21 protein-coding genes are annotated in these 21913 nt (G+C 65.4%); 10 read left to right on the top strand and 11 right to left on the bottom strand.

The annotated features are described in order from the left end of the window. Positions 1-6: 6 nt before the first annotated feature. Positions 7-945: a 2-hydroxyacid dehydrogenase gene (locus tag ACSFA5_RS16995; protein WP_435445210.1), complete on the top strand. Its 939-nt coding sequence runs from the start codon at positions 7-9 to the stop codon at positions 943-945. Positions 946-1053: 108 nt separating this feature from the next. On the opposite strand, the gene ACSFA5_RS16990 is transcribed toward ACSFA5_RS16995, so the two are convergent. After that, on the bottom strand, positions 1054-2499 hold the full coding sequence (locus tag ACSFA5_RS16990; RefSeq protein ID WP_435445209.1) for an amidase: 1446 nt from the start codon (positions 2497-2499) through the stop codon (positions 1054-1056). A 60-nt stretch (positions 2500-2559) separates the two neighbouring features. Here ACSFA5_RS16990 and ACSFA5_RS16985 point away from each other — a divergent pair, with 60 nt between their 5' ends. From ACSFA5_RS16985 to ACSFA5_RS16960, 6 genes are all read left to right on the top strand, one after another. After that, complete coding sequence (locus tag ACSFA5_RS16985) at positions 2560-3558, top strand: LysR substrate-binding domain-containing protein (protein WP_435445208.1); 999 nt, start codon at positions 2560-2562, stop codon at positions 3556-3558. Positions 3559-3735: 177 nt separating this feature from the next. Then, complete coding sequence (locus tag ACSFA5_RS16980; protein WP_435445207.1) at positions 3736-5202, top strand: aspartate ammonia-lyase; 1467 nt, start codon at positions 3736-3738, stop codon at positions 5200-5202. A 169-nt stretch (positions 5203-5371) separates the two neighbouring features. Then, positions 5372-6271, top strand: coding sequence for an amino acid ABC transporter substrate-binding protein (locus tag ACSFA5_RS16975; RefSeq protein ID WP_435445206.1), 900 nt, complete (start codon positions 5372-5374; stop codon positions 6269-6271). Between the two features lie 93 nt (positions 6272-6364). After that, positions 6365-7096: an amino acid ABC transporter permease gene (locus tag ACSFA5_RS16970; RefSeq protein WP_435445205.1), complete on the top strand. Its 732-nt coding sequence runs from the start codon at positions 6365-6367 to the stop codon at positions 7094-7096. Position 7097: 1 nt separating this feature from the next. After that, positions 7098-7787 carry an amino acid ABC transporter permease gene (locus ACSFA5_RS16965; protein ID WP_435445204.1) on the top strand — a complete coding sequence of 230 codons (690 nt, stop codon included), beginning with the start codon at positions 7098-7100 and terminating at the stop codon, positions 7785-7787. A 32-nt stretch (positions 7788-7819) separates the two neighbouring features. Further along, positions 7820-8557 carry an amino acid ABC transporter ATP-binding protein gene (locus tag ACSFA5_RS16960; RefSeq protein WP_435445203.1) on the top strand — a complete coding sequence of 246 codons (738 nt, stop codon included), beginning with the start codon at positions 7820-7822 and terminating at the stop codon, positions 8555-8557. Positions 8558-8631: 74 nt separating this feature from the next. Here the strand turns inward: ACSFA5_RS16960 and ACSFA5_RS16955 are convergent, their stop codons facing one another. The 4 genes from ACSFA5_RS16955 to ACSFA5_RS16940 form a co-directional block, all read right to left on the bottom strand. Continuing rightward, a complete protein-coding gene (locus ACSFA5_RS16955; protein WP_435445202.1) occupies positions 8632-9570 on the bottom strand; it encodes a nucleoside hydrolase in 939 nt (312 codons plus the stop codon). 49 nt (positions 9571-9619) lie between these two features. Further along, positions 9620-10657: a DctP family TRAP transporter solute-binding subunit gene (locus tag ACSFA5_RS16950; RefSeq protein WP_435445201.1), complete on the bottom strand. Its 1038-nt coding sequence runs from the start codon at positions 10655-10657 to the stop codon at positions 9620-9622. 75 nt (positions 10658-10732) lie between these two features. Next, on the bottom strand, positions 10733-12031 hold the full coding sequence (locus tag ACSFA5_RS16945) for a TRAP transporter large permease (protein ID WP_435445200.1): 1299 nt from the start codon (positions 12029-12031) through the stop codon (positions 10733-10735). Beyond that, positions 12028-12600, bottom strand: a complete 573-nt coding sequence (locus ACSFA5_RS16940; RefSeq protein WP_435445199.1) for a TRAP transporter small permease — start codon at positions 12598-12600, stop codon at positions 12028-12030. Before ACSFA5_RS16940 ends, ACSFA5_RS16945 begins: the two co-directional genes overlap by 4 nt. Positions 12601-13296: 696 nt before the next feature. Between ACSFA5_RS16940 and ACSFA5_RS16935 the strand changes: the two genes are divergently transcribed. Genes ACSFA5_RS16935 through ACSFA5_RS16925 form a run of 3 tightly spaced genes read left to right on the top strand, consistent with a single transcriptional unit; the run spans position 13297 to position 15304 of the window. Beyond that, positions 13297-14349, top strand: coding sequence for a hypothetical protein (locus ACSFA5_RS16935; RefSeq protein ID WP_435445198.1), 1053 nt, complete (start codon positions 13297-13299; stop codon positions 14347-14349). 20 nt (positions 14350-14369) lie between these two features. After that, a complete protein-coding gene (locus ACSFA5_RS16930) occupies positions 14370-14939 on the top strand; it encodes a hypothetical protein (RefSeq protein ID WP_435445197.1) in 570 nt (189 codons plus the stop codon). After that, entirely contained in the window at positions 14936-15304 is a 369-nt protein-coding gene (locus ACSFA5_RS16925; protein ID WP_435445196.1) for a DUF2513 domain-containing protein, read from the top strand. The genes ACSFA5_RS16930 and ACSFA5_RS16925 overlap by 4 nt, the downstream gene beginning before the upstream one ends. A 328-nt stretch (positions 15305-15632) precedes the next feature. Here the strand turns inward: ACSFA5_RS16925 and ACSFA5_RS16920 are convergent, their stop codons facing one another. The 6 genes from ACSFA5_RS16920 to ACSFA5_RS16895 all read right to left on the bottom strand — a co-directional run bounded on the left by ACSFA5_RS16920 (position 15633) and on the right by ACSFA5_RS16895 (position 21879). After that, positions 15633-15902, bottom strand: a complete 270-nt coding sequence (locus ACSFA5_RS16920; RefSeq protein WP_435445195.1) for a hypothetical protein — start codon at positions 15900-15902, stop codon at positions 15633-15635. A 334-nt stretch (positions 15903-16236) separates the two neighbouring features. Next, the gene (locus tag ACSFA5_RS16915; protein ID WP_435445194.1) at positions 16237-17208 is read right to left on the bottom strand and encodes an NAD(P)H-dependent flavin oxidoreductase; all 972 of its coding nucleotides are present in this window, start codon (positions 17206-17208) and stop codon (positions 16237-16239) included. A gap of 12 nt (positions 17209-17220) precedes the next feature. Continuing rightward, positions 17221-18153 (bottom strand): electron transfer flavoprotein subunit alpha/FixB family protein, encoded by a 933-nt coding sequence (locus tag ACSFA5_RS16910; protein WP_435445193.1) that lies wholly within the window; start codon positions 18151-18153, stop codon positions 17221-17223. A gap of 1 nt (position 18154) precedes the next feature. Beyond that, the gene (locus ACSFA5_RS16905) at positions 18155-18904 is read right to left on the bottom strand and encodes an electron transfer flavoprotein subunit beta/FixA family protein (RefSeq protein WP_435445192.1); all 750 of its coding nucleotides are present in this window, start codon (positions 18902-18904) and stop codon (positions 18155-18157) included. 28 nt (positions 18905-18932) lie between these two features. Then, positions 18933-19931, bottom strand: coding sequence for a Bug family tripartite tricarboxylate transporter substrate binding protein (locus ACSFA5_RS16900; RefSeq protein ID WP_435445191.1), 999 nt, complete (start codon positions 19929-19931; stop codon positions 18933-18935). Between the two features lie 31 nt (positions 19932-19962). Continuing rightward, entirely contained in the window at positions 19963-21879 is a 1917-nt protein-coding gene (locus ACSFA5_RS16895; protein WP_435445190.1) for an acyl-CoA synthetase, read from the bottom strand. Between the last annotated feature and the right edge of the window lie 34 nt (positions 21880-21913).

The following is a 21913-nucleotide window of genomic DNA, read 5'->3' as shown; positions in this document are numbered from 1 at the left end:
TCCTACGTGCCGACCAAGATTCCCCTGCTGGTGCTCAGCAGCCTGTCGAGTGCCCACCAGGCCCAGATTGCCGAGGTCTACGACCTGACTTATGCCTTCGGCGCCGCCGAGCGCGCGGCCGCCATTGCCGAGCACGGCCCAAAGTTTCGCGCGGTGCTGACCATCGGCGTGATCGGCATCACGCCGGAGGAAATCGCGGCCCTGCCCGCGGTGGAGCTGATCTGCTGCCTGGGCGCGGGCTACGAAGGCGTGCCGCTCGAGGTCACGCGTGCGCGCGGCATCGTGACGGCCAACGGCGCCGGTACCAACGACGACTGCGTGGCCGACCACGCCATGGGGATGCTGATCAGCATCGTGCGCGGGTTCCGCAAGCTCGACCGGCTGTGCCGCGAAGGCGTGTGGCGCGAAGCCATCGAGCAGCCGGCAAACGTGTCGGGCAAGAAGCTGGGCATCCTGGGGCTGGGCACCATTGGCCAGAAGATTGCCCGGCGGGCGGCGGCGTTCGACATGGAAATCGGCTATCACAACCGCAAGCCGCGCGAGGGCGCCACGCACCGCTACTTCGACGACCTGAAGTCGCTGGCCGCATGGGCCGACGTGCTGGTGCTGGTGGCGCCGGGCGGACCGGCCACGAAGCACATGGTCAACGCGGAAGTGCTCGACGCGCTGGGGCCGCAGGGCTACCTGGTGAGTATCGGGCGTGGAAGCGTGGTCGATACCGAGGCGCTGGCCGCGGCGCTGCGCGAAAACCGCATCGCGGGCGCGGGCGTCGACGTGTACGAGAGCGAACCGAAGCGGCCCGAGCCGCTGGTCGGGCTGGACAACGTGCTGCTCACGCCGCACGTGGCCGGCTGGTCGCCCGAGGCGACGCAGAAGTCGGTCGACCATTTCCTTGCGAATGCCGAAGGGCACTTCGCGGGGCGCGGCGTGGTCACCCCCGTCTGAGGTCTTGCTCCTTCCCCCGCTGGGGGAAGGCAGGGATGGGGGCAGGCAGAGCGCCCAGTGGATGCGCCGCTGGCCCCCACCCCGGCCCTCCCCCGGGAGGGGAGGGAGTCAAGCCAATGCGGGAGGACGATGGGCAGCCCATCCACACGCCTGGTCATACGCATGCCCCAGCCGCAGCACATCCAGGTCCGCATGAATCGGCCCCGCGAGCTGCAGCCCCATCGGCAGTCCGCTCTCGCCGAACCCCGCGCGCACGTTCAGCGTCGGCAAGCCTGCCAGCGTGAACGGCGTGACGATCTCCATCCAGCGGTGGTAGGTGTCGCTCTTCACCCCGTCCACCTCGGCCGGCCAGTGCAGCGCTGCATCGAACGGAAACACCTGCGCCGTCGGCGCCACCACGAAGTCGAAGCGCTCGAACAGCTTGACGAACGCGCGGTACACGTTCGAGCGGTACAGCGAGGCCTGGTAGAGCGAGGCCGAATCCAGGTGCCGGCTCTGCTCGATTTCCCATTGCGCCTCGGGCTTGAGCTGCGCGAACAGCGCGGGGTCGCTCAAGTACGCGCCCAGCTTGCCGCCCACCAGCAGCTGCCGCAGCCGCAGCCACGCGCTCCAGTTGTGCGCGCGCGGCACGTCGAGCGTGCAGGGCTCGACTTCGCAGCCGATGGTGCGGAAGGTGTCGAGCGCCTTCTCGCCGAGCTCGCGGATGCCGGGCGCCAGCGGCAGGTCGGGCCAGATGCTGCCGAGCCAGCCGATGCGCAGGCCCTTGCCGTCGCCCTCGAGCCGCAGCGCGTCGGGCGAGGGCAGGGCCTGCGGCGACGACAGCGGCACCCGCGCGTCGAAGCCCGCCTGCACCGCCAGCAACCGCGCCGCGTCTTCCACCGTGCGCGCCATCGGGCCGTCGGTGGCCAGTTGCTGGAAGAACAGCTCGTCGTCGGGGTTGCCGGGCACGCGGCCGCGCGAGGGCCGCATGCCGATCACGTTGTTGAAGGCCGCCGGGTTGCGCAGCGACCCCATCATGTCGCTGCCGTCCGCCACCGGCAGCATGCCCAGGGCCAGCGCCACCGCGGCGCCGCCGCTGCTGCCGCCCGCGCTGCGGTCCGGCGCCCAAGCGTTGCGCGTGATGCCGAACACCGGGTTGTAGGTGTGCGAGCCCAGCCCGAACTCGGGCGTGTTGGTCTTGCCGATGACCACCGCCCCGGCCGCGCGGGCGCGCGCCACGTGCAGGCTGTCGGTGCGCGACGGCGAACGCGGCGACAGCGGCGAGCCCATCGAGGTCGGCAGGCCGGCGGCGTGGCTCAGGTCTTTCACGGCCAGCGGAAAACCGTGCATCCAGCCGCGCCGCTCGCCGCGCGCCAGCTCGGCGTCGCGCGCGTCGGCTTCGGCCAGCGACAGGGCCGGGTCACGCAGCGACACGATGGCGTTGAAGCGCGGGTTCAGCGCCTCGATGCGCGCGAGCGAGGCCTGCATCAGCTCGCGGCAGGACACGTCGCGTGCGGCGATGCGGCGGGAAAGTTCGGTGGCGCTGAGCGCAAGCAGGTCGTCGGCAGAAGGCATGGCGAGTGCGGAAAAAGGAGGGGCGCCCAGTATGGCGCGGCGCTCGCATAATCGTTGCCCATGGAAACAAAGTGGCTAGAAGACTTCATCAGCCTCGCTGAGACCCGCAGCTTCAGCCGCTCGGCCCAGCTCCGGCACGTGACCCAGCCGGCGTTCTCGCGCCGCATCCAGGCGCTGGAGGGCTGGGCCGGCACCGACCTCGTCGACCGCAGCTCCTACCCCACGCGCCTCACGCCGGCGGGCCAGACGCTCTACAGCCAGGCCATCGAGATGCTGCAGTCGCTGCAGAGCACCCGGGCCATGCTGCGCGGCCATTCGGCCGCCGGGCAGGACGTGATCGAGATCGCCGTGCCGCACACGCTGGCCTTCACTTTCTTCCCCTCATGGGTGACCAGCCTGCGCGAGCACTTCGGGCCGATCAAGAGCCGGCTCATCGCGCTCAACGTGCACGACGCGGTGCTGCGGCTGGTGGAAGGCAGCTGCGACCTGCTGATCGCCTACCACCACCCCTCGCAGCCGCTGCAGCTGGACGCCAACAAGTACGAGATGGTCAGCCTGGGCGAGGAAACCGTGGCGCCCTGGGTCAAGGCCGACGCCGACGGCGCGCCGCGCTACCGGTTGCCGGGCCGTCCCGGCCAGCCGCTGCCGTACCTGGGCTACGCGCCGGGCGCCTACCTGGGGCGCGTGGTCGACCAGTTGCTGAAGGAGTCGGGCACCGCCATCCACCTCGACCGGGTCTACGAGACCGACATGGCCGAGGGCCTGAAGGCGATGGCGCTCGAAGGCCACGGCATCGCCTTTCTGCCGCAGAGCGCGGTGCGCAAGGAAATCAAGGCGCGCAAGCTGGTGAGCGCGCTGCCCCCGGAAATCGACAGCCTGGAGGCGACGATGGAAATCCGCGCCTACCGCGAGCGCCCCGGCGCGCCGGCGCCGCTGAAGACCGGCACCGGCCGCGCCGCCAAGACCGCCGCGGCCACCACAGTCGACACCGGCCTGCAACCCAAGCGCACGGCCGACGCGCTGTGGTCGTACCTGGTCGGCACGCAGCCGCCGGCCTGACGGCCAAGCTGATTGGTGCACCGCACAATCTATGAGTGCCATGCATGACGCACCCCGCATACGGCATTGGCGCCTGGTGCCGGGCGCCACTACAGTCGCGGCAGCTTTTTCGCCGCTGTCACAAGCACATCTTCGGCACGCGTTCCACGCGTGCTTTTTTTTAGCCGGGGAACCTGCATGAGCTCCAATTTCAGGACCGAACACGACTTCCTCGGCGAGAAGCAGATTCCTGCGAACGCCTACTGGGGCGTGCACACGGCGCGCGCCGTCGAGAACTTCGCCATTTCCGGCACCCGCATCTCGGCCATGCCCGACCTGGTGCGCGCGCTGGCCTTCGTGAAGAAGGCCGCCACCCGCGCCAATGCCGACCTCGGCGCCATCGACCGCGACCGCGCCGCGGCCATCATCCTGGCCTGCGAGGACCTCATCGAGGGCAAGCTGCTGAACGAGTTCGTGGTCGACGTCATCCAGGGCGGGGCCGGCACTTCGACCAACATGAACGCCAACGAGGTCATCTGCAACCTCGCGCTGGAAAAGCTGGGCCACGAGAAGGGGCGCTACGACGTGCTGCACCCCAACGACCACGTCAACGCCTCGCAGAGCACCAACGACGTGTACCCCACGGCCGTGCGCCTGGCGCTGTGGTTCGCCATCGGGCGGCTGCTGGAGGCCATGGCCGCGCTGCGGCGCAGCTTCGAGGTGAAGGCGCTGGAGTTCAAGGACGTGCTCAAGATCGGCCGCACCCAGCTGCAGGACGCCGTGCCCATGACGCTGGGCCAGGAGTTCCTGACCTACGCGATCATGATCGGCGAGGACGAGGCCCGCCTGGGCGAGGCGCGCGCGCTGATCGAGGAAATCAACCTCGGCGCCACCGCCATCGGCACCGGCATCAACGCACCGCACGGCTACGCCAACCTGGCCTGCCAGTACCTGGCCGAGCAGACCGGCGTGCCGCTCAAGCAGGCGGCCAACCTCATCGAGGCCACGCAGGACACGGGGGCTTTCGTGCAGCTGTCGGGCGTGCTCAAGCGCGTGGCCACCAAGCTCAGCAAGACCTGCAACGATCTTCGCCTGCTGTCCAGCGGCCCGCAGGCCGGCTTCGGGGAAATTAGGCTGCCGGCGCGCCAGGCCGGCTCGTCGATCATGCCGGGCAAGGTCAACCCGGTGATTCCGGAAGTCATGAACCAGGTGGCCTTCGAGGTCATCGGCAACGACATCACCGTGACCATGGCGTCGGAGGCCGGGCAGCTGCAGCTCAACGCCTTCGAGCCGATCATGGGCTGGAGCCTGTTCAAGAGCATCAAGCACCTGGCCAACGCCTGCGCCACGCTGCAGACCAACTGCGTCGAGGGCATCGAGGCCAACCGCGAGTTCCTGGCCAAGCGGGTGCGCGAGTCGGTCACGCTGGTCACCGCGCTCAACCCGCTCATCGGCTACGAGAAGGCCGCGCTCATCGCCAAGACCGCGCTGGCCACCGGCGGCCCGATCGACCTGGTGGCCGAGTCGCTGGGCATCATGACGCGCGCCGAGATGGAGGCGCTGCTCGTGCCGGAGAACCTCACGCAGCCCGTGCGCCTGTCGGCGGCACCTGTTCCGCCCGCGGCCGAACCCGCTGGAACGGCGTCGGGCACAAAGGCTGCTTAGTGAAAGTCAGACAATGCCAGGAGGCAGGATCGCACCATGCTGACACGCTCATGCGCGCGCTTGGTGCAGAGTCGGCGTCGATGCACCGGGTTGGTCCGGGTATCACGCAAAATGTGAGTGTCTAGAATTTCGTTGTATCTGTTTACGTCACCCTCAGGAGTTTTACCGTATGAAAAAACAAGTATTGGCATTGGCAATCGCGGCGCTGGCCGCCGGCGGCGCTCTGGCACAAGCCAATGACACCCTGGCCAAGATCAAGGCATCGGGCGTCATCACCGAAGGTGTGCGTGAATCCTCCGGCCTGTCGTACACGTTGGGCAACGGCCAGTACACCGGCTTTCACTACGACGTCTGCGCCAACATCATCAAGGACCTCGAGAAGGCCGCCGGCAAGAAGCTCGAAGTCAAGTACCAGCCCGTGACCTCGCAGAACCGCATTCCGCTCGTGCAGAACGGCACCGTGGACATCGAGTGCGGCTCGACCACCAACAACGCCACCCGCCAGAAGGACGTGGCTTTCGGCGTGACCACCTACGTCGAAGAAACCAAGATCGTCGTCAAGGCCAACTCGGGCATCAACTCGCTGGCCGACCTGAAGGACAAGACGGTCGCCACCACCACCGGCACCACGCCGCTGCAGACCGTGCGCAAGCAAAAGCGCGCCGAGAACCTGACCTTCAAGGAGGTCTACGGCAAGGACCACTCCGACAGCTTCCTGCTGCTGGAAACCGGCCGCGCCGACGCCTTCGTGATGGACGGCTCGATCCTGGCAGCCCTGGCCGCCAAGTCGAAGGCACCCAAGGACTACAAGATCCTGAACGACGTGCTGGCCGTGGAACCCATCGCCATCATGATCCGCAAGGACGACCCCGCCTTCAAGAAGGCCGTGGACGACAGCATCAAGGCACAGGCCAAGTCGGGCGAGCTGACCAAGCTGTACGACAAGTGGTTCCTGAAGCCCATTCCCCCGGCCAACGTGACCATCAACCTGCCGCTGGGCGAAGCCACCAAGAACGCTTGGGCCAACCCGAACGACAAGCCGGCTGAAGAGTACGTCACCAAGGAATAAGCGGCGCGTCGCTGCGTGAATGACGCCCACCTTTCAAGGTGGGCGTTTCTTTTCAAGGGACAGGTTTTCCAAGAGCTGAAGGAGTGAATGAACATGGGCAACTGGGATTGGCAGGTCTTCCTGCAAGACCCCGGGGGTGACTACCCGACTTACCTGCAATGGATGCTGTCAGCCTGGGGCTGGACGGTGTCGGTTGCATTGCTGGCGCTGATCGTCGCGCTGGTGCTGGGCTCCCTCGTCGGCATCATCCGCACGCTGCCTGACAACCCGTGGCTCGTGCGCCTGGGCAATGCATGGGTGGAACTGTTCCGCAACATCCCGTTGCTGGTGCAGATCTTCCTCTGGTACCACGTGATTCCGGCACTCATCCCCGTGATGAAGGGCGTGCCGAGCTTCATCCTCGTGGTGCTGGCGCTGGGCTTCTTCACTTCGGCGCGTATCGCGGAGCAGGTGCGCTCGGGCATCCAGGCGTTGCCCAAGGGCCAACGCTACGCGGGCATGGCGGTGGGCTTCACCACGGTGCAGTACTACCGCTACGTGATCCTGCCGATGGCCTACCGCATCATCATCCCGCCGCTCACGAGCGAGACGATGAACATCTTCAAGAATTCGTCGGTCGCGTTTGCCGTGTCGGTCACCGAACTCACCATGTTCGCCATGCAGGCGCAGGAAGAAACCTCGCGCGGCATCGAGGTCTACCTCGCGGTGACGGCGTGCTATGCGGTGTCGGCCCTGATCATCAACCGCTTGATGGCCTACATCGAGAAGAAGACCCGCGTGCCGGGCTTCATCGTCTCGGCCAGCGCCGGCGGCGGAGGACACTGACATGATGAATCTCGACCTGTCCTTCTACAACTGGGACGTCATCAGCAACTTCGTCGTCAAGGGCTTCTACTTCAGCATCATGCTGACGGTGGTGGCCACGATCGGCGGCGTCATCTTCGGCACCCTGCTGGCGCTCATGCGCCTGTCGGGCAAGAAGTGGCTCGACACCCCGGCCGCCATCTACGTCAACGGCATGCGAAGCATCCCGCTGGTGATGGTGATCCTGTGGTTCTTCCTGCTGGTGCCGGCGTCGTTCTACTCGCTGTTCGGCTCGCTCGGCTCGAACTACCGCTCCGAAATCTCGGCCGTGATCACCTTCGTCGCGTTCGAAGCCGCGTACTTCTCCGAGATCATGCGCGCGGGCATCCAGTCGATTCCGCGCGGCCAGGTCAACGCAGGCCAGGCGGTCGGCATGACCTACGGGCAGAACATGCGCCTGGTGGTGCTGCCGCAGGCGTTTCGCAACATGCTGCCGGTGCTGCTCACGCAGACCATCATCCTGTTCCAGGACACCTCGCTGGTCTACGCCATCGGCGCCTACGACATGCTCAAGGGCTTCGAAACGGCGGGCAAGAACTTCGGCCGTCCGATCGAGGCCTACCTGCTCGCAGCCGTCGTTTACTTCATCATGTGCTACGCCCTTTCCTGGCTCGTCAAGCGGCTGCACAAGAAGATCGCCATCATTCGCTGAGTGGCCAACCGGAGAAACAAATGTCCGAAAAAATGATTGAAATCAAGAACGTATCGAAGTGGTACGGCCCGGTGCAAGTGCTCAACGATTGTTCGGTGAGCATCTCCAAGGGCGACGTGGTGGTGGTGTGCGGACCCTCGGGTTCGGGCAAGTCCACCCTCATCAAGACCGTGAACGCGCTCGAGCCCTTCCAGAAGGGCGAGATCACCGTCAACGGCATTCCGCTGCACGACCCCAAGACCAACCTGCCCAAGCTGCGCTCCAAGGTCGGCATGGTGTTCCAGCACTTCGAGCTGTTCCCGCACCTGTCGGTGACCGAGAACCTCACGATCGCGCAGATCAAGGTGCTGGGCCGCAGCGCCGACGAGGCCAAGACCCGCGGCCTGAAGATGCTCGACCGCGTGGGCCTGATGGCGCACAAGGACAAGTTCCCGGGCCAGCTGTCGGGCGGCCAGCAGCAGCGCGTGGCCATTGCACGCGCGCTGTCGATGGACCCGATCGTGATGCTGTTCGACGAACCCACCTCGGCACTCGACCCCGAAATGGTCGGCGAAGTGCTCGACGTCATGGTGGCCCTGGCCAAGGAAGGCATGACCATGATGGTGGTCACGCACGAAATGGCCTTCGCCCGCAAGGTCGCGAGCCGCGTGATCTTCATCGACGTAGGCGGCAAGATCCTGGAAGACTGCCCGAAGGACGAGTTCTTCAGCCACCCCGAGAACCGCCAGCCGCGCACCAAGGACTTCTTGAACAAGATCCTGCAGCACTGACCTGCTGCCGCAGCGCAAGAACGAAAGCCACGCTGTTTTGCAGCGTGGCTTTTTTCATGGGCCGCTGGCGGTGTTCAGGGCAGCCGCGCGATGTGTTCCGTCAGCAGGTCGAAGAAGCCCTGCGCATCGCCGTCGACGATCCAGTTCACGTTGGGTGTGCGCTGCTGGCTGCCGTGCCAGTCGGCCGCGGTCTGACCGAAGCCCATGCCCTCGCGGCTGTCGATCTCCACGTGGATGCGCTTGCCGCGAAACAGCGACGGCCGCAGCAGGTAGGCCGTGACGGTGGCGTCGTGCACCGGTCCGCCGGGCATGTCGTAGTGCTTCATTTCCTGCGGCGCATAGGCGCCGAGGATGTCCGCGACGATGGCGCCCGCCCGGTTGCCCAGGCCGCGCAGCCGCGCGATGCGCTCGTCGCTCGTCAGTATCTTGTGCGTCACGTCCAGCGGCAGCATGGTGATCGGCACGCCGCTCTTCAGCACGGCCTCGGCCGCGTGGGGGTCTGCGAACACGTTGAACTCCGCGGTCGGCGTGATGTTGCCGCCGTTGAAGTGCGCGCCGGCCATGAGCACCAGTTCGCGAAGGCCGCGCACGATGTCGGGCGCCTGTTCGAGGGCGAGTGCCAGGTTGGTCTGCGGGCCGAGCATGGCCAGCGTCACGCTCTTTTCGGGTGCCGCGCGCAGGGTGCGCACCAGGTAGTCGACCGCGTGGCCTTCGGCCAGCGGCGCGGCGGGCTCGTACACGTCGACGCCCGTGAGGCCTTCTTGTCCATGGATGTTGGCCGCGTAGATCGGCGTGCGCCGCAGGGGCCGCTCTGCGCCTGCGTAGACCGGAATGCCGGGCCGTCCGGCCCATTCGCAGGCCAGGCGCGCATTGCGCGAGGTCTTGGCCAGCGCAACGTTGCCGGTCACCGTGGTCAGCGCCTGAATGCCGAGTGCTTCGGGCGCCGCCATGGCGAACAGCAGCGCGATGACGTCGTCCGCGCCGGGGTCCGTGTCGATGATCAGGGTGTGCATGTCGACATTGTCGCGGCCGACCCCGGTGCCCTGGCCTGCGCTGTGGCTGCTACTTCTTGCGCGCCGCGATCGCCTGCTCGGCCTTGGCCACCAGGTCCGTGCCCACGGTCGACTTCCACTTGTCGTACACCGGCCGCGTAGCCTTCACGAACTCCTCGCGCTCGGCCGGCGTGAGGCTGGTCACCGTCACGCCCATGCCCGCGATGTCCTTCAGCACGGGCTTGTCGGCTTCCACCAGGCCCTTGCGCGCGATGGCGATTTCTTCCTTGCCCGCGTCGAGGGCGGCCTGCCGCACGATGGCCTGGTCGGCCGGCGTCCAGGAGGCCCAGATTTCCTTGTTGACCACGAACACCAGCGGGTCGGCCACGTAGCCCCAGGTGGTGACGAACTTCTGGCCCACGGTCTGCATCTTGAGCACCGTGAACAGGAACAGCGGGTTCTCCTGGCCGTCGACCGCGCCGCTGGCGAGCGCGGGCTGCGCGTCGGCCCAGCTCATCTGCGTGGGGTTGGCGCCCAGCGCGGTGAACATGTCCGAATAGATCGGCGAGCCGACCACGCGGATCTTCATGCCCTTGATGTCGGCCGGCGACCTGATGGGCTTCTTGGAGTTGGTGACTTCGCGAAAGCCGTTCTCACCCCAGGCGAGCGGCACCACGCCGGCCTTTTCCAGCGTCTTGAACATGTCCTTGCCGACCTCGCCCTGCGTGAGCGCGTCGATGGCCGCGTAGTCGGGCATCAGGAAGGGCATGGAGAACAGGTTGAGCTGCTTGACCTGCGGCGACCAGTTGATGGTCGAGCCCACCGCCATGTCGATCACGCCCTGGCGCAGCGCGCTGAACTCGCGGGTCTGGTCGCCCTGGATGAGCGACACGCCCGGGTACAGCTTGATGTTGATGCGGCCCTGGGTGCGCTCTTTCACCATGTCGGCCCAGATCTTCCCGGCCTGGCCCCAGGGTGTGGGCGGGCCGAGCACCAGCGACATCTTGTATTCGGTCTTGTAGGCGGCCTGCGCCATGGCGCCGGTCGAGAACATGCCAAGGGCGGTGGCTGCGGCGGCAAGGCCGAGCAGGGTGCGGCGGAATTTCATGAGAGGTCTCCTTATTTTGTTGAACATGACCGAGAACCGAAATCTTGGCAGGCGTTCTTGTTCGGGGCTTGAATGTCAGTACCCCAGCTTGCGCGGTAACCACAAGGCCAGCTCGGGGAAGATGATGACCAGCACCATCACCACGAACATCGAGAACAGCATCCAGCCGACCCAGCGCACGGTCTCTTCCATGCGCACCTTGGCGATGCGGCACGACACCATCAGGTTCACCGCGAGCGGCGGCGTGAACTGGCCCAGCGCCACCTTCAGCGTGAGGATCACGCCGAACCACACCGGGTCCCATTTGTAGTACTGCACGATCGGCAGCAGCAGCGGCACGAAGATCAGGAAGATCGACACCCCGTCCAGGAACATGCCCACGGTGATCAGCAACAGGATCAGCAGCGACAGGATGCCGTACTCGCCCAGCCCCGAGTTCACGATGGCGCGCGTCACCGGGTCGATGATGCCCAGCGTCGACAGCGAGTACGCGAAGATGCCCGCGAGCGACACCACCAGCAGAATCACCGCCGACAGCTCGCCCGACTCGCGCAAGATCACGAACAGGTCGCGCACCTTGATCGTCCGGTGAATGCACATGCCCACGAACAGGCCGTAGAACACCGCCACCACCGCCGCTTCGGTCGGCGTGAACCAGCCCGCGCGCATGCCGCCCAGAATCAGCACCGGCGCGGCCAGGCCCCAGATGGCTTCGCGAAAGCTCTTCCAGAACGCCGGGCGCGGCAGCGTCGCTTCGAGCGCGCCCATCTTGTGCTTGCGGGCCAGCCACACGGCCGGAATCATCAGCGCCAGGCCGGCCATGATGCCGGGGATCATGCCGGCCGCGAACAGCGCCGGCACCGAGGCGCCCGGCACCAGCACCGAGTACACGATGAAGGCGACCGACGGCGGAATCAGGATGTCGGTGGCCGCCGCGGCGCCCACCACGCTGGCCGAGAAGGCCGGCGGGTAACCCGCCCGCGACATAGCTGCGATCATCACCGCGCCCACGGCCGCGGCATTGGCCGGGCCCGAGCCCGAGATGCCGCCCAGGAACATCGCCACCGCAATCGCCACCAGCGGCAGCATGCCGGGGCCGCGGCCCACGATGGCAATCGCGAAGTTGACCAGCCGCAGCGCCACGCCCGAGCGGTCGAAGATGGAGCCGACCAGCACGAACATCGGAATCGCCAGCAGCGGGTACTTGCCCAGGCCCGCGTAGAAGTTCTGCGGCACGGCCAGCAGGCCGAACCACTGTGCGTCGCCGTTGGCCAGCGCGATGCAGGCGGCGCCTGCCAGGCCCAGCGCGGCGCCGATGGGCACGCCCACCAGCATCATCGCGACGAAGGCGACGAAGAGCAGCGTGGCGATCACTTGGCGTCGCCCTTGCGGTCGAAGGCGTAGTTTGTCTTGCGGCCGCGGCGCACCATGAGGCCCACCGCGCGCCCCGCGATGGCGTACGACACGATCGGCAGCCACACGGAGTACCACCAGGCTGGCAGCCCGATGCCCGGCGTGGTTTCCTCGAAGCGGTAGTCGTCCCACACCATGCGGATGCTGAGCGTGCCGATGAGCGTGAACAGAATGGCGATCATCAGCGCGCCGAACTGCGCCAGCCGCTTGCGCCGCACCATGGAGCCGCTCTCAGAGAAATACTCGATGCGAATGTGCCGGTCGCGCGCCACTGCCGCCGAGCCGGCCACCAGCGCCAGCATGATCATGAGGAACACCGAGAACTCTTCGGTCCACGCGAAGGAAGAGTCGGTGAAGTAGCGCACCAGCACGTTGGCAAAGGTGATGAGCGCCAGCGCGCCCATGATGAGAACCGTAAGCCAGTCTTCGATAGCAAGGGGAACCTTGGTGGGTTCGTCGGCGGCTTCGATGTCGGGGGGGAGGGGGCTGGCGGCGTCCAGCGTGGGGCCGGACTCGGGAGGTGTGGTCATCGCAGAAGGTCAGTGAGGCAAGAACGCCATGTCACCGGGCGGACGCCGGACGCGTGCCGTACACCTCGACAGGGAAACAGTTGTCGATGCTAGGGGGTCGATGACTGCGGGTGCATCGGGGGTTTCCTTAGCTGTTGGGCCTGTTTGAACGGCTTTCAGGGCGTGTGCGCAGGCCGCCGGGTACTCCCCTCCGCGAATGTCCCCCGCCCTTCGGGCTCCTCCTTTATTTCGCGGAGGGGAGCACCCGACGCCCTGCGCACGATGAGTGCGGCTGTGGGGTTGGCGGTTCGAGCGTTGCGGGGGATTGCGGATGGACGTACGGGGGCGTCCTGCTGAGCTTTTGTGAGAGACGGGCGCTGGCTATGCAGAAGTCCGAAGGGCCGGTGTCGGCCGCGGTCGACTTTGGTATGACGGCGCTCAATATTTGCTTCAGACTGGCTGCAGTCTTCGATCCAATTGGGTTTGAATATCGTCTCAGGCTGATTGCTGACGTTCAATCGCCAGGTGTGAGGGACTCAAATGGGCCCGCAGGTTGTGGGCACGCTGGAAGGCACCGGCGCGGCGCAGGCGTTCGTTCCAGCGCAACTGGTCGAGGCGGTGTGCTGCTCGTGAAGCTTGCCGTAGGTCAACTATCTAGTTGGTAGGTCGATCTCTCCATGACCCTTTCAAGAACGCCGTAGGCACAATGGCGCGATCATGATCGCCACTGCCGTTGCCCAACCCTTACCCGCCGCCCCTGCTCCCGCGCAGACGGCATCGGCACCTGTGTCCGGGCCAGCTACGCCGCAGGCCGCGACGGTGCCTGTGACCCCGGCATACAACGCGATCACCATTCAGTTGCAGGATGGAAAGAAGGACAAAGACTGGTATGTCGATCCGACATTTTGGGCAGCAGTTGTTCCAGCGATCGCGGTGCTGGTAACCATCTGGAATACCAACAAGCAGTTGAAGTTCAGCAGGGAATCGCAAGACAGGCAACTTGCGGATGACAGGGCGCGGCAGGAACGAGAGATCAAAGCGGAACACGAGCGCGCGAGACTTGATCGCGTCACGAAGGCTCGGCAAGAGATTTATAGCGTCATGCTTGCGGACTACCAAAAGGTGCAAGGCTTGATCGCTACCTTGCCCGAAGGCGACCTCGACAAGGAAATCACTTTCACTGAAATAGCGGTGATGAGTGCCATCGTGAACAAGCTGTGGGTCTGGGGCGAAACGGAGTCGGCATATCAGGTTCGAGAGTTCTTCTCTCAGGTCAACGAAATGGCATGGCTAGCTCGTGGCAAGGCCGAAGCAATCCGAACGCTAAAGCGTCAGTACAACCACTTGAATAATCAGGTCGCTGAGTCGACCCGCGAGCGTGACAAGGTCGTGCAGGAAATTCGCGAGCATGAGGCGATGGCTGAGTACTTGCACAAAGAAGAGGTTTGGATTCAGCTGAACGAACTTTTGCAGCGGGACTACAAAGCGCATGAAGCGAACAGAGGCTCCGCAAGTGACCTGCTGCTCAAGGTCTCTATGCGAATCGCTGAGCGTCGCGAGGCATACCAAGAGTTTCTGATCGCAGCTCAGGACAAGCTGATGATCCAAGTTAACAAGGTCATGGCACTAGCCCGAGGCGACGTTCAGCTTGACGGCGATGTATCGCGCTTGGAGAAGCAGAGTCACGAGATGTCCGAACGGGCGCGTGCAGCCATTGTCAGCATGCGCGCAGAGTACGCAGAGCAAATGGCGCTTGCTCGGCTCGTCTAGCAATCGAGGATGGACGACACATGAGTGACTGGGAATTTCTATACGAGATGAACGAGCGCGGCTACAGCGCGGAAGACATAGCCGACGCGGCTGCCTGTGGCGTGGCGCCTTGGGAGTGGAAGTACATCGACAAAGAGTGGATCAACGATCAGCTCGAAGATGAACCAGAGGACGACGCCCATTCCGTTGAGCCTTTCCAGAGCAGAGCGGGCTTCCCATTCAGCGTGCTTGAGCAAACAAAGATCTTCCAAGATTTGGTTGACTGCGCTGCGCGCCACTTTAAGAACACAGGCCGATACCTACAGGTATGGGGTGAGCTTGGCGAAATCTACGCAGAGATCAAGTTCGGGCTTCGCCGCCATGCGACCCACTCACCCGGGTCTGACGGCACGATTGCCGGAAAGCTTGTCGAGGTGAAGACCGTCTCGCCTGAGAAAACTAACGACCATGTGTTCGTCAAGAGCCAAGGAAACTTTGAACAGTTGCTCATCGTTCGCATCGATCGTGATTTCCGGTTCCAAGGCAAGCTCATCGACAGAAGTGAGCTGAAGGGCGGCGAAGGCAAGCACCTTAAAGGACGGTTCGAATGAAAAGAGATTGGGACATCATGCGGTCAGTGCTTCTCGAAGTAGAAGCGCTCAACGTGAAGCAGACCGACGAGTTCGTTTTTTTTCAGCCGTACAACAGAGAAGACCCGGAAGCGGATCGCGCTCGCCATGCATTGATGCTGGAGGAAATGGGCTACCTGAAAGGCGTCAAGTACCAGACGCTCAGCGAGGGCCGCTACTTGAAGAGTCCAGAGCTGACGATGCCAGGAGCAGACCTGCTCGACACGATTCGCGAGAAGAAGACGTGGGACAAGATCAAGGAAATTAGCAAGGAGCGTGGTGTGGGGATTGCGTTCGACACGCTCAAGGCACTAGCGGGTCTTGCAGCAACCGCTCTTTTGTCATAAGCGCCCAAGGAATTAGGCGATCGTCGCAGTCACCTCAGGATCAAGTTGACTTGTCGGACGCCTACGCAACGCCTGCGTCGATGCCGACGACAGCTTTTGGCTGAACTGTGGCTTGTTCAGCATGGCGATTTCAAAGACAGCACCTGCTGCAAAGCGGATGCTCGCATTGTCTGTCGGCGATCAGCCTGGAACACATAGCTGCCACGGAGGCTTACCCACAAACTTCAACCGAATCGAATTCCTTCTATCACGAGGGCTTCAGCTGTCGTACACCAAGGCCCTCGTTCCCTAAGGCGGGCCGCGAACCCCGCAGCCCGCAGACCAGCCGCTACCCGCCAGTCTCAAGCGCCCCACGCCGCGCCTTCTCGCTCATCTGAAACAGTTCTCCAGCCTTGCGAGCAAGCTCAGCCGCAAGCCAGAACAGGTTGTCCAATTGCCGAGGCCCATCCCCGCTGCACCAGTCGATGTCTTCCCCGTGGCAGACCCACAGGAGAGCTTCGAGTTGCGAGAGGGTGTTTTCGAGACGATCCGCCGGGTCTTGGGCGTTGTCTTCGGAAGCTACCGGCGTGCGAGGCCGGGCTATAGTCTTGGTAGCCATTTTTGTGCGGTCCTTTAGAGGTTTGTGCACGAACTTGGTTAGACGGTCGGGGTGCTCGTAACACCCTGGCCGTCGCCTTTTGATACCTCGCATTTGCATCGCTGCTTTCGCACCGACAACCTGCCGCGAGGCAAGCAGCCTTCATACATTTCGGTGGGTGGGTGTGTTGCGCCTTTCTTCTTCCCTTGGTGGGATATCGAGTGACAGGGGCATTCACTTTAGAGAAGAGCCCGGCGCAGTGGCCGTTCCATGCCGCACGAAGTCTCGGCAATCGCCAACAAATGCAGCTTCCGCAATGCGCTGCACGCGTCCCCCCGGACGCGAGCAGAAAGACTCAGTTCATCCAGCCCCGCGCCCGGTCCAGATGCTCGCGGCACTCGCGCACCATGCGTTCGAGCAACTCCGCGCAAGTCGGAATGTCGTCGATCAGCCCGATGCATTGGCCCGCCGACACCACGCCGTCCTGCACCTCGCCCGACGCCAGCGCCGCCTTGCCGCGCGCACCGGCCACCAGCGGGCGCACCTCCTCGAACTCGCAGCCGCCCGTGCGGTTCTCCATCGCCACCACCTCTTCGGAGATGGCGTTGCGGAACACGCGCGCGGTGTTGCGCATGGTGCGGAACATCAGCTTCGTGTCGCGCTCGGTCGCGTCGACCAGCGCCTGCTTGATGTTGGGGTGAATGGGCGCTTCCTTGGTCACGCAGAAGCGCGTGCCCATGTTGATGCCTTCGGCGCCCAGCGCCAGCGCGGCGGCCATGCCGCGTCCGTCGGCGATGCCGCCCGACGCCACGATGGGAATGCGCAGCTTGCGTGCCGCGATGGGCAGCAGCACCAGGCCGGGCACGTCGTCTTCGCCCGGGTGGCCCGCGCACTCGAAGCCGTCGACCGACACGGCATCGACGCCATTGCGTTCCGCAGACAGCGCATGGCGCACCGAGGTGCACTTGTGCACGATCTTCACGTCGTGGCGTTTCAGTGCGTCGATGAAGTCCTTGGGGCTGTTGCCCGCGGTCTCCACGATCTTCACGCCGCTGTCGATGATGGCCTGCACGTACTCGGCGTACGGCGGCGGCTTCACCGACGGCAGGATGGTGAGGTTCACGCCGAAGGGCTTGTCGGTCATCGTGCGCATGCGCGCAATCTCGTGGCGCAGGTCGTCGGGCGTGGGCTGCGTCAGCGCCGTGAGAATGCCGAGGCCTCCGGCGTTCGACACGGCCGAGGCCAGCTCGGCGTGGCCCACCCATTGCATGCCGCCCTGGATGATCGGGTAGCGAATGCCGAGCAGCTCGGTGATGCGGGTCTTCATGGGCGCCGCCTCTTACAGCGCCTTGACCAGCTCGGGCACGGCCACGAACAGGTCGGCGACGAGGCCGTAGTCGGCCACGCTGAAGATCGGTGCTTCTTCGTCCTTGTTGATCGCGACGATGACCTTCGAGTCCTTCATGCCCGCCAAGTGCTGGATGGCGCCGGAGATGCCCGCTGCGATGTACAGCTGCGGCGCGACGATCTTGCCGGTCTGGCCCACTTGCCAGTCGTTCGGGGCGTAGCCCGCGTCGACGGCTGCGCGGCTGGCGCCCAGGCCTGCGTTGAGCTTGTCGGCCAGCGGGGCCATGACTTCCTGGAACTTCTCTGCGCTGCCCAAGGCACGGCCACCGGAAACGATGATCTTGGCTGCGGTCAGCTCAGGGCGTTCGCTCTTGGTGACTTCGCGGCCGACGAAGCTCGATTTGCCGCTGTCTGCGACGCCTTCTGCGGTTTCGACGGTTGCGGTGCCACCCGTGGCTGCTGCGGCATCGAAGCCGGTCGTGCGAACAGTGATCACCTTGGTGGCATCGCTGCTCTGAACCGTCGCGATGGCGTTGCCGGCGTAGATCGGGCGCTCGAAGGTGTCGGGGCTGTCCACCTTCGTGATGTCGCTGATCTGCGCCACGTCCAGCTTGGCGGCCACGCGAGGCGCCACGTTCTTGCCGTTCGCGGTCGAGGGGAACAGGATGTGGCTGTAGTTGCCCGCAATCGCCAGCACCTGGGCTGCGACGTTCTCGGCCAGGTTCTCGGCGAGGCTCGGGCTGTCGGCAGCGATGACCTTGGTCACGCCAACGATCTGGGCGGCTGCCTTGGCCGCTTCTGCTGCGTTCGCGCCAGCGACGAGAACGTGCACTTCACCGCCGCAAGCCAGCGCGGCAGTCACGGTGTTGAGAGTCGCCGGCTTGATGCTGGCGTGGTCATGTTCGGCAATAACTAGTGCGGTCATGTCAGATCACCTTCGCTTCGTTCTTCAGTTTGTCCACCAGCGCAGCCACGTCGGCCACCTTGATGCCTGCGCCGCGCTTGGGCGGTTCGCTGACCTTCAGCGTCTTCAGGCGGGGCTTCACATCCACACCCAGGTCTTCGGGCTTGAAGATGTCCAGCGTCTTCTTCTTGGCCTTCATGATGTTGGGCAACGTCACGTAGCGCGGCTCGTTCAGGCGCAGGTCGGTCGTGATGACTGCGGGCAGCGTGAGGGTCAGCGTTTCCATGCCGCCGTCCACTTCGCGCGACACCGTGACCTTGTCGGCCGCCAGTTCGACCTTCGAGGCGAAGGTGGCTTGCGGCAGGTCGGCCAGCGCAGCGAGCATCTGGCCCGTTTGGTTGGCATCGTCGTCGATGGCCTGCTTGCCCAAAATGATCAGAGCGGGCTGTTCCTTGTCGACCAGCGCCTTGAGCAGCTTGGCCACGGCCAGCGGTTGCAGCTCTTCGGTGGTCTCGACCAGGATGCCGCGGTCAGCACCGATGGCCATCGCGGTGCGCAGTGTTTCCTGGCATTTCGCGTCACCGCAAGAGACGGCGATGACTTCGGTCACGATGCCCTTCTCCTTGAGGCGCACCGCCTCTTCGACAGCGATCTCGTCGAACGGGTTCATGCTCATCTTCACGTTGGCAATGTCCACCCCGGTGCCGTCGCTCTTCACGCGCACTTTGACGTTGTAGTCGACGACCCGCTTCACGGGCACAAGAATCTTCATGGTTGTTCCTTCAAAAATCAGATGAGGTTCACTCGAGCTTCGCGCCCGATTGCTTGATCAGGCGCTCCCACACCGGGCGCTCCTGCTTCCACGCGGCGGCAAAGAGTTCGGGCGAGCTGTCCTTCATTTCGAAACCCATGGCCGCGACGCGCTCGCGCACATCGGGCTGCTGCGTGGCCTTGCGCACTTCGTCGGCGATGCGGTCCACGATGGGCTTGGGTGTCTTGGCGGGCACCGCGAAAGCGAGCCAGCCGGTCACGCGGTAGGCCTCGTCTTTCAGGCCCTGCTCGGCCAGCGTGGGCACGTCGGGCAGCGCGGCCATGCGGCGCTCGCCGCTCACGCCCAGGGCCCTGACCTTGCCCGCGTCGATGTGCGGCTTGGCCACCAGCGCGCTCGCATAGGCCATCTGGATCTGGCCGCCGATCAGGTCCTGCATCATCGGCGCCTCGCCCTTGTAGGCGACGTGGTTCATGTCGGCCTGCTGCGTGAGGCTCATGTGCGCGCCGGCCAGGTGCGGGTAGGCGCCCACGCCGTACGAGCCGTAGGCCACCTTGCCCTTGTTCGCGGCCACGTACTTCAACAGTTCGGGCGCGGTCTTCACCGGCACGCTCGGATGCACCACCAGCACCAGCGGTCCCATGGCGACCTGGTAGACCAGCGTGAGGTCGCGCTGCGTGTCGTAGGGCAGCTTGTCGTAGAGAAACTCGTTGGTCAGCAGCGAGTTGCTCAGCGAGAACACGACGGTGTAGCCGTCGGGTGCCGACTTGGCGACCGCGTCGGTGCCGATGATGCCGCCCGCACCCGGCTTGTTGTCGATGACAACGGGCTGGCCGAGGCCGGCCGACATCTTCTGGCCCAGCACGCGCGCCAGCACGTCGGTCGCGCCGCCCGCCTGGTAGGGAACGACCAGGCGGATCGGCTTGTTCGGATAGGGCGCCTGCGCGTGGGCGGGCGCCAGCGCGAAGAGCGCGGCGGCCGATGCGGCGGCGCACAGCCAGGTTCTGCGGTCAGTTTGGTATGCGGTCATGGTTTGTCTCCAGTCTCTGTTTGTAAAAAGGTCACTTCAGCGCAATGCGCGTCTTGAAGGGCAGCGGCGCCAGCGCCTTGTGCAGTTGCGCTTGCAGCGCTTCGGCGAGCGCACCCGCCGCCGTGGCGTCGATCTGCACCTGCACGAGGCTTTCGCCCTGCGTGGTCACCACCGGCCGTGCCGCATCGCCGACGCCCAGCGCCGAACAGACTTCGCCGACCGTGGCGGCCACCACCTGCCGCGCGGCCATGGCGCGCAGCTCGGGCTTGTAGATCTTGCCGACGTTGGTCATCGGCATGGCCTCGATCACCGACACCCACTTGGGTCGGGCGGGCGCCTCGTCCACGCGTGCGGCGGTGAAGGCCAGCAGCTCTTCTTCGGTGGCCGAGGCGCCGGGCACCAGCGTCGCGAAGATCACCGGCAGCTCGCCCGCATAGGCATCGGGTGCGCCCACGGCGGCGCACAGCTGCACGGCGGGGTGCGCGCCCAGCGCGTCCTCGATGGTCTTGGGGTCGATGTTGTGGCCGCTGCGAATGATCAGGTCCTTCGAACGGCCCGTGAGGTTGAGCCGCTCCTCGCTGTCGATCCAGCCGAGGTCGCCGGTGGCCAGCCAGCCGTCGGCCGTGAAAGCCTTGGCGTTGTCGGCCGGGTCCACGAAGCCCGAGAACAGGTTGGGCGACTTGAACAGCACCATGCCCTGTTCGCCGGGGGCCACCTCGCGCTCGCTCGCGTTGCCGTTCTCGTCCAGCGCCACCACGCGCATCTGCATGTACGGCAGGCGAAAGCCCACGCAGCCCGCGGGCCCGCTCACGCCCGGCGGCGTGATGGTCGAGATGCCGGCCATCTCCGTCATGCCCAGGCTCTCGTGCACATGCAGGCCGAACAGGCGCTCGAAGCGCGCGGCCAGTTCGGGCGCGAGCACGGCGGCGCCGGTGCGGCAGTAGGTGATCGACGAGATGTCCGCGCCGTCCAGCGGCACGTTGGCCAGTGCCGCGAGCACGGTGGGCACGGCCGACAGCGAGGTCGGCCGGTACTTCGCCACCAGCTTCCAGTAGTTGGCCAGCACCTCCTTGTTGCGCAGCAGCGAGGGCGTGGGAATGATCACCTCCACGCCCGCCGACAGCGCCGACAGCGACGCGGGCAGCACGCCCGCCACATGGAACAGCGGGTAGCCGTTGATGGAGATGCCGTTCTCGTTCATGCCCGCGACCTGCACGCTGGCCCAGGCGGTGAACACCTGCGCGCCGTGGCTGTGGCGCGCGAGCTTGGGTGCGCCCGTGGTGCCGCCCGTGTGGAAGTAGGCGGCAATGTCGGTGGGCACGATGTCGCGCCCGCTCACGAGGCGATCAGACGGTTGCGCCGCACGGAGCACATCGAATTCGGCGACACCCGGGAGCGCGTCCGCGCCGCCTTGGCCTGTTTCTGGCAGCGTGCCGGCCGCACCGGGCGCTTCATCGTGCGGCGCCACGCGCAGCACGGTGGTCAGCGTGGGCACCTGGCCGCGCAGGCGCATCGCCTTCGACCACATGCCCGACTCGCTGTCCGAGCCGTAGGCGATCAGCACCTTGGCGCGTGCCGCCGTCATCAGCGCGACCAGCTTCTCGTCGGTGAGCAGCGGGTTCAGCGGCTGCACGATGCCGGCCGCTTCGCCGCCCCACAGCGCCAGGTGGTACTCCAGGCAACCGGGCAGCAGCACCGCCACCGCGTCGCCGGGCCCCACGCCCAGCGTGTGCAGCAGGTTGGCGGTCTGGTGCAGGCGCGCGAGCAGCTCGGCATAAGACCAGCGGATGGGTTCGTCGGCCGGGTTGCCCGTGCGCAGGAAGGTCAGCGCCGTCTTGTCGCCGAAGGCATGGCCCGCGTTGCGAAAGATCTCGTAGGTGCTGCGCACCGTGAGCGCCTGGTCCAGCGGCGTGGCTTCGAGCCGGTGGATGTCCGCCAGGCTGCGCACCGGGAACGCGGGGCGGAAGGGCGTGCCGACCGGG

Source organism: Variovorax monticola (genome assembly GCF_051216855.1).
Lineage (GTDB): Bacteria > Pseudomonadota > Gammaproteobacteria > Burkholderiales > Burkholderiaceae_C > Variovorax.
This window is presented reverse-complemented; position numbering and strand designations above follow the sequence as displayed.

Excerpts from the sequence above, each read along its gene's own strand:
- ACSFA5_RS16990 (WP_435445209.1), bottom strand. The coding sequence starts at position 2,499 with ATGCCTTCTGCCGACGACCTGCTTGCGCTCAGCGCCACCGAACTTTCC.
- ACSFA5_RS16985 (WP_435445208.1), top strand. The coding sequence starts at position 2,560 with ATGGAAACAAAGTGGCTAGAAGACTTCATCAGCCTCGCTGAGACCCGC.
- ACSFA5_RS16980 (WP_435445207.1), top strand. The coding sequence starts at position 3,736 with ATGAGCTCCAATTTCAGGACCGAACACGACTTCCTCGGCGAGAAGCAG.
- ACSFA5_RS16975 (WP_435445206.1), top strand. The coding sequence starts at position 5,372 with ATGAAAAAACAAGTATTGGCATTGGCAATCGCGGCGCTGGCCGCCGGC.
- ACSFA5_RS16970 (WP_435445205.1), top strand. The coding sequence starts at position 6,365 with ATGGGCAACTGGGATTGGCAGGTCTTCCTGCAAGACCCCGGGGGTGAC.
- ACSFA5_RS16965 (WP_435445204.1), top strand. The coding sequence starts at position 7,098 with ATGATGAATCTCGACCTGTCCTTCTACAACTGGGACGTCATCAGCAAC.
- ACSFA5_RS16960 (WP_435445203.1), top strand. The coding sequence starts at position 7,820 with ATGATTGAAATCAAGAACGTATCGAAGTGGTACGGCCCGGTGCAAGTG.
- ACSFA5_RS16955 (WP_435445202.1), bottom strand. The coding sequence starts at position 9,570 with ATGCACACCCTGATCATCGACACGGACCCCGGCGCGGACGACGTCATC.
- ACSFA5_RS16950 (WP_435445201.1), bottom strand. The coding sequence starts at position 10,657 with ATGAAATTCCGCCGCACCCTGCTCGGCCTTGCCGCCGCAGCCACCGCC.
- ACSFA5_RS16940 (WP_435445199.1), bottom strand. The coding sequence starts at position 12,600 with ATGACCACACCTCCCGAGTCCGGCCCCACGCTGGACGCCGCCAGCCCC.
- ACSFA5_RS16935 (WP_435445198.1), top strand. The coding sequence starts at position 13,297 with ATGATCGCCACTGCCGTTGCCCAACCCTTACCCGCCGCCCCTGCTCCC.
- ACSFA5_RS16930 (WP_435445197.1), top strand. The coding sequence starts at position 14,370 with ATGAGTGACTGGGAATTTCTATACGAGATGAACGAGCGCGGCTACAGC.
- ACSFA5_RS16925 (WP_435445196.1), top strand. The coding sequence starts at position 14,936 with ATGAAAAGAGATTGGGACATCATGCGGTCAGTGCTTCTCGAAGTAGAA.
- ACSFA5_RS16920 (WP_435445195.1), bottom strand. The coding sequence starts at position 15,902 with ATGGCTACCAAGACTATAGCCCGGCCTCGCACGCCGGTAGCTTCCGAA.
- ACSFA5_RS16915 (WP_435445194.1), bottom strand. The coding sequence starts at position 17,208 with ATGAAGACCCGCATCACCGAGCTGCTCGGCATTCGCTACCCGATCATC.
- ACSFA5_RS16910 (WP_435445193.1), bottom strand. The coding sequence starts at position 18,153 with ATGACCGCACTAGTTATTGCCGAACATGACCACGCCAGCATCAAGCCG.
- ACSFA5_RS16905 (WP_435445192.1), bottom strand. The coding sequence starts at position 18,904 with ATGAAGATTCTTGTGCCCGTGAAGCGGGTCGTCGACTACAACGTCAAA.
- ACSFA5_RS16900 (WP_435445191.1), bottom strand. The coding sequence starts at position 19,931 with ATGACCGCATACCAAACTGACCGCAGAACCTGGCTGTGCGCCGCCGCA.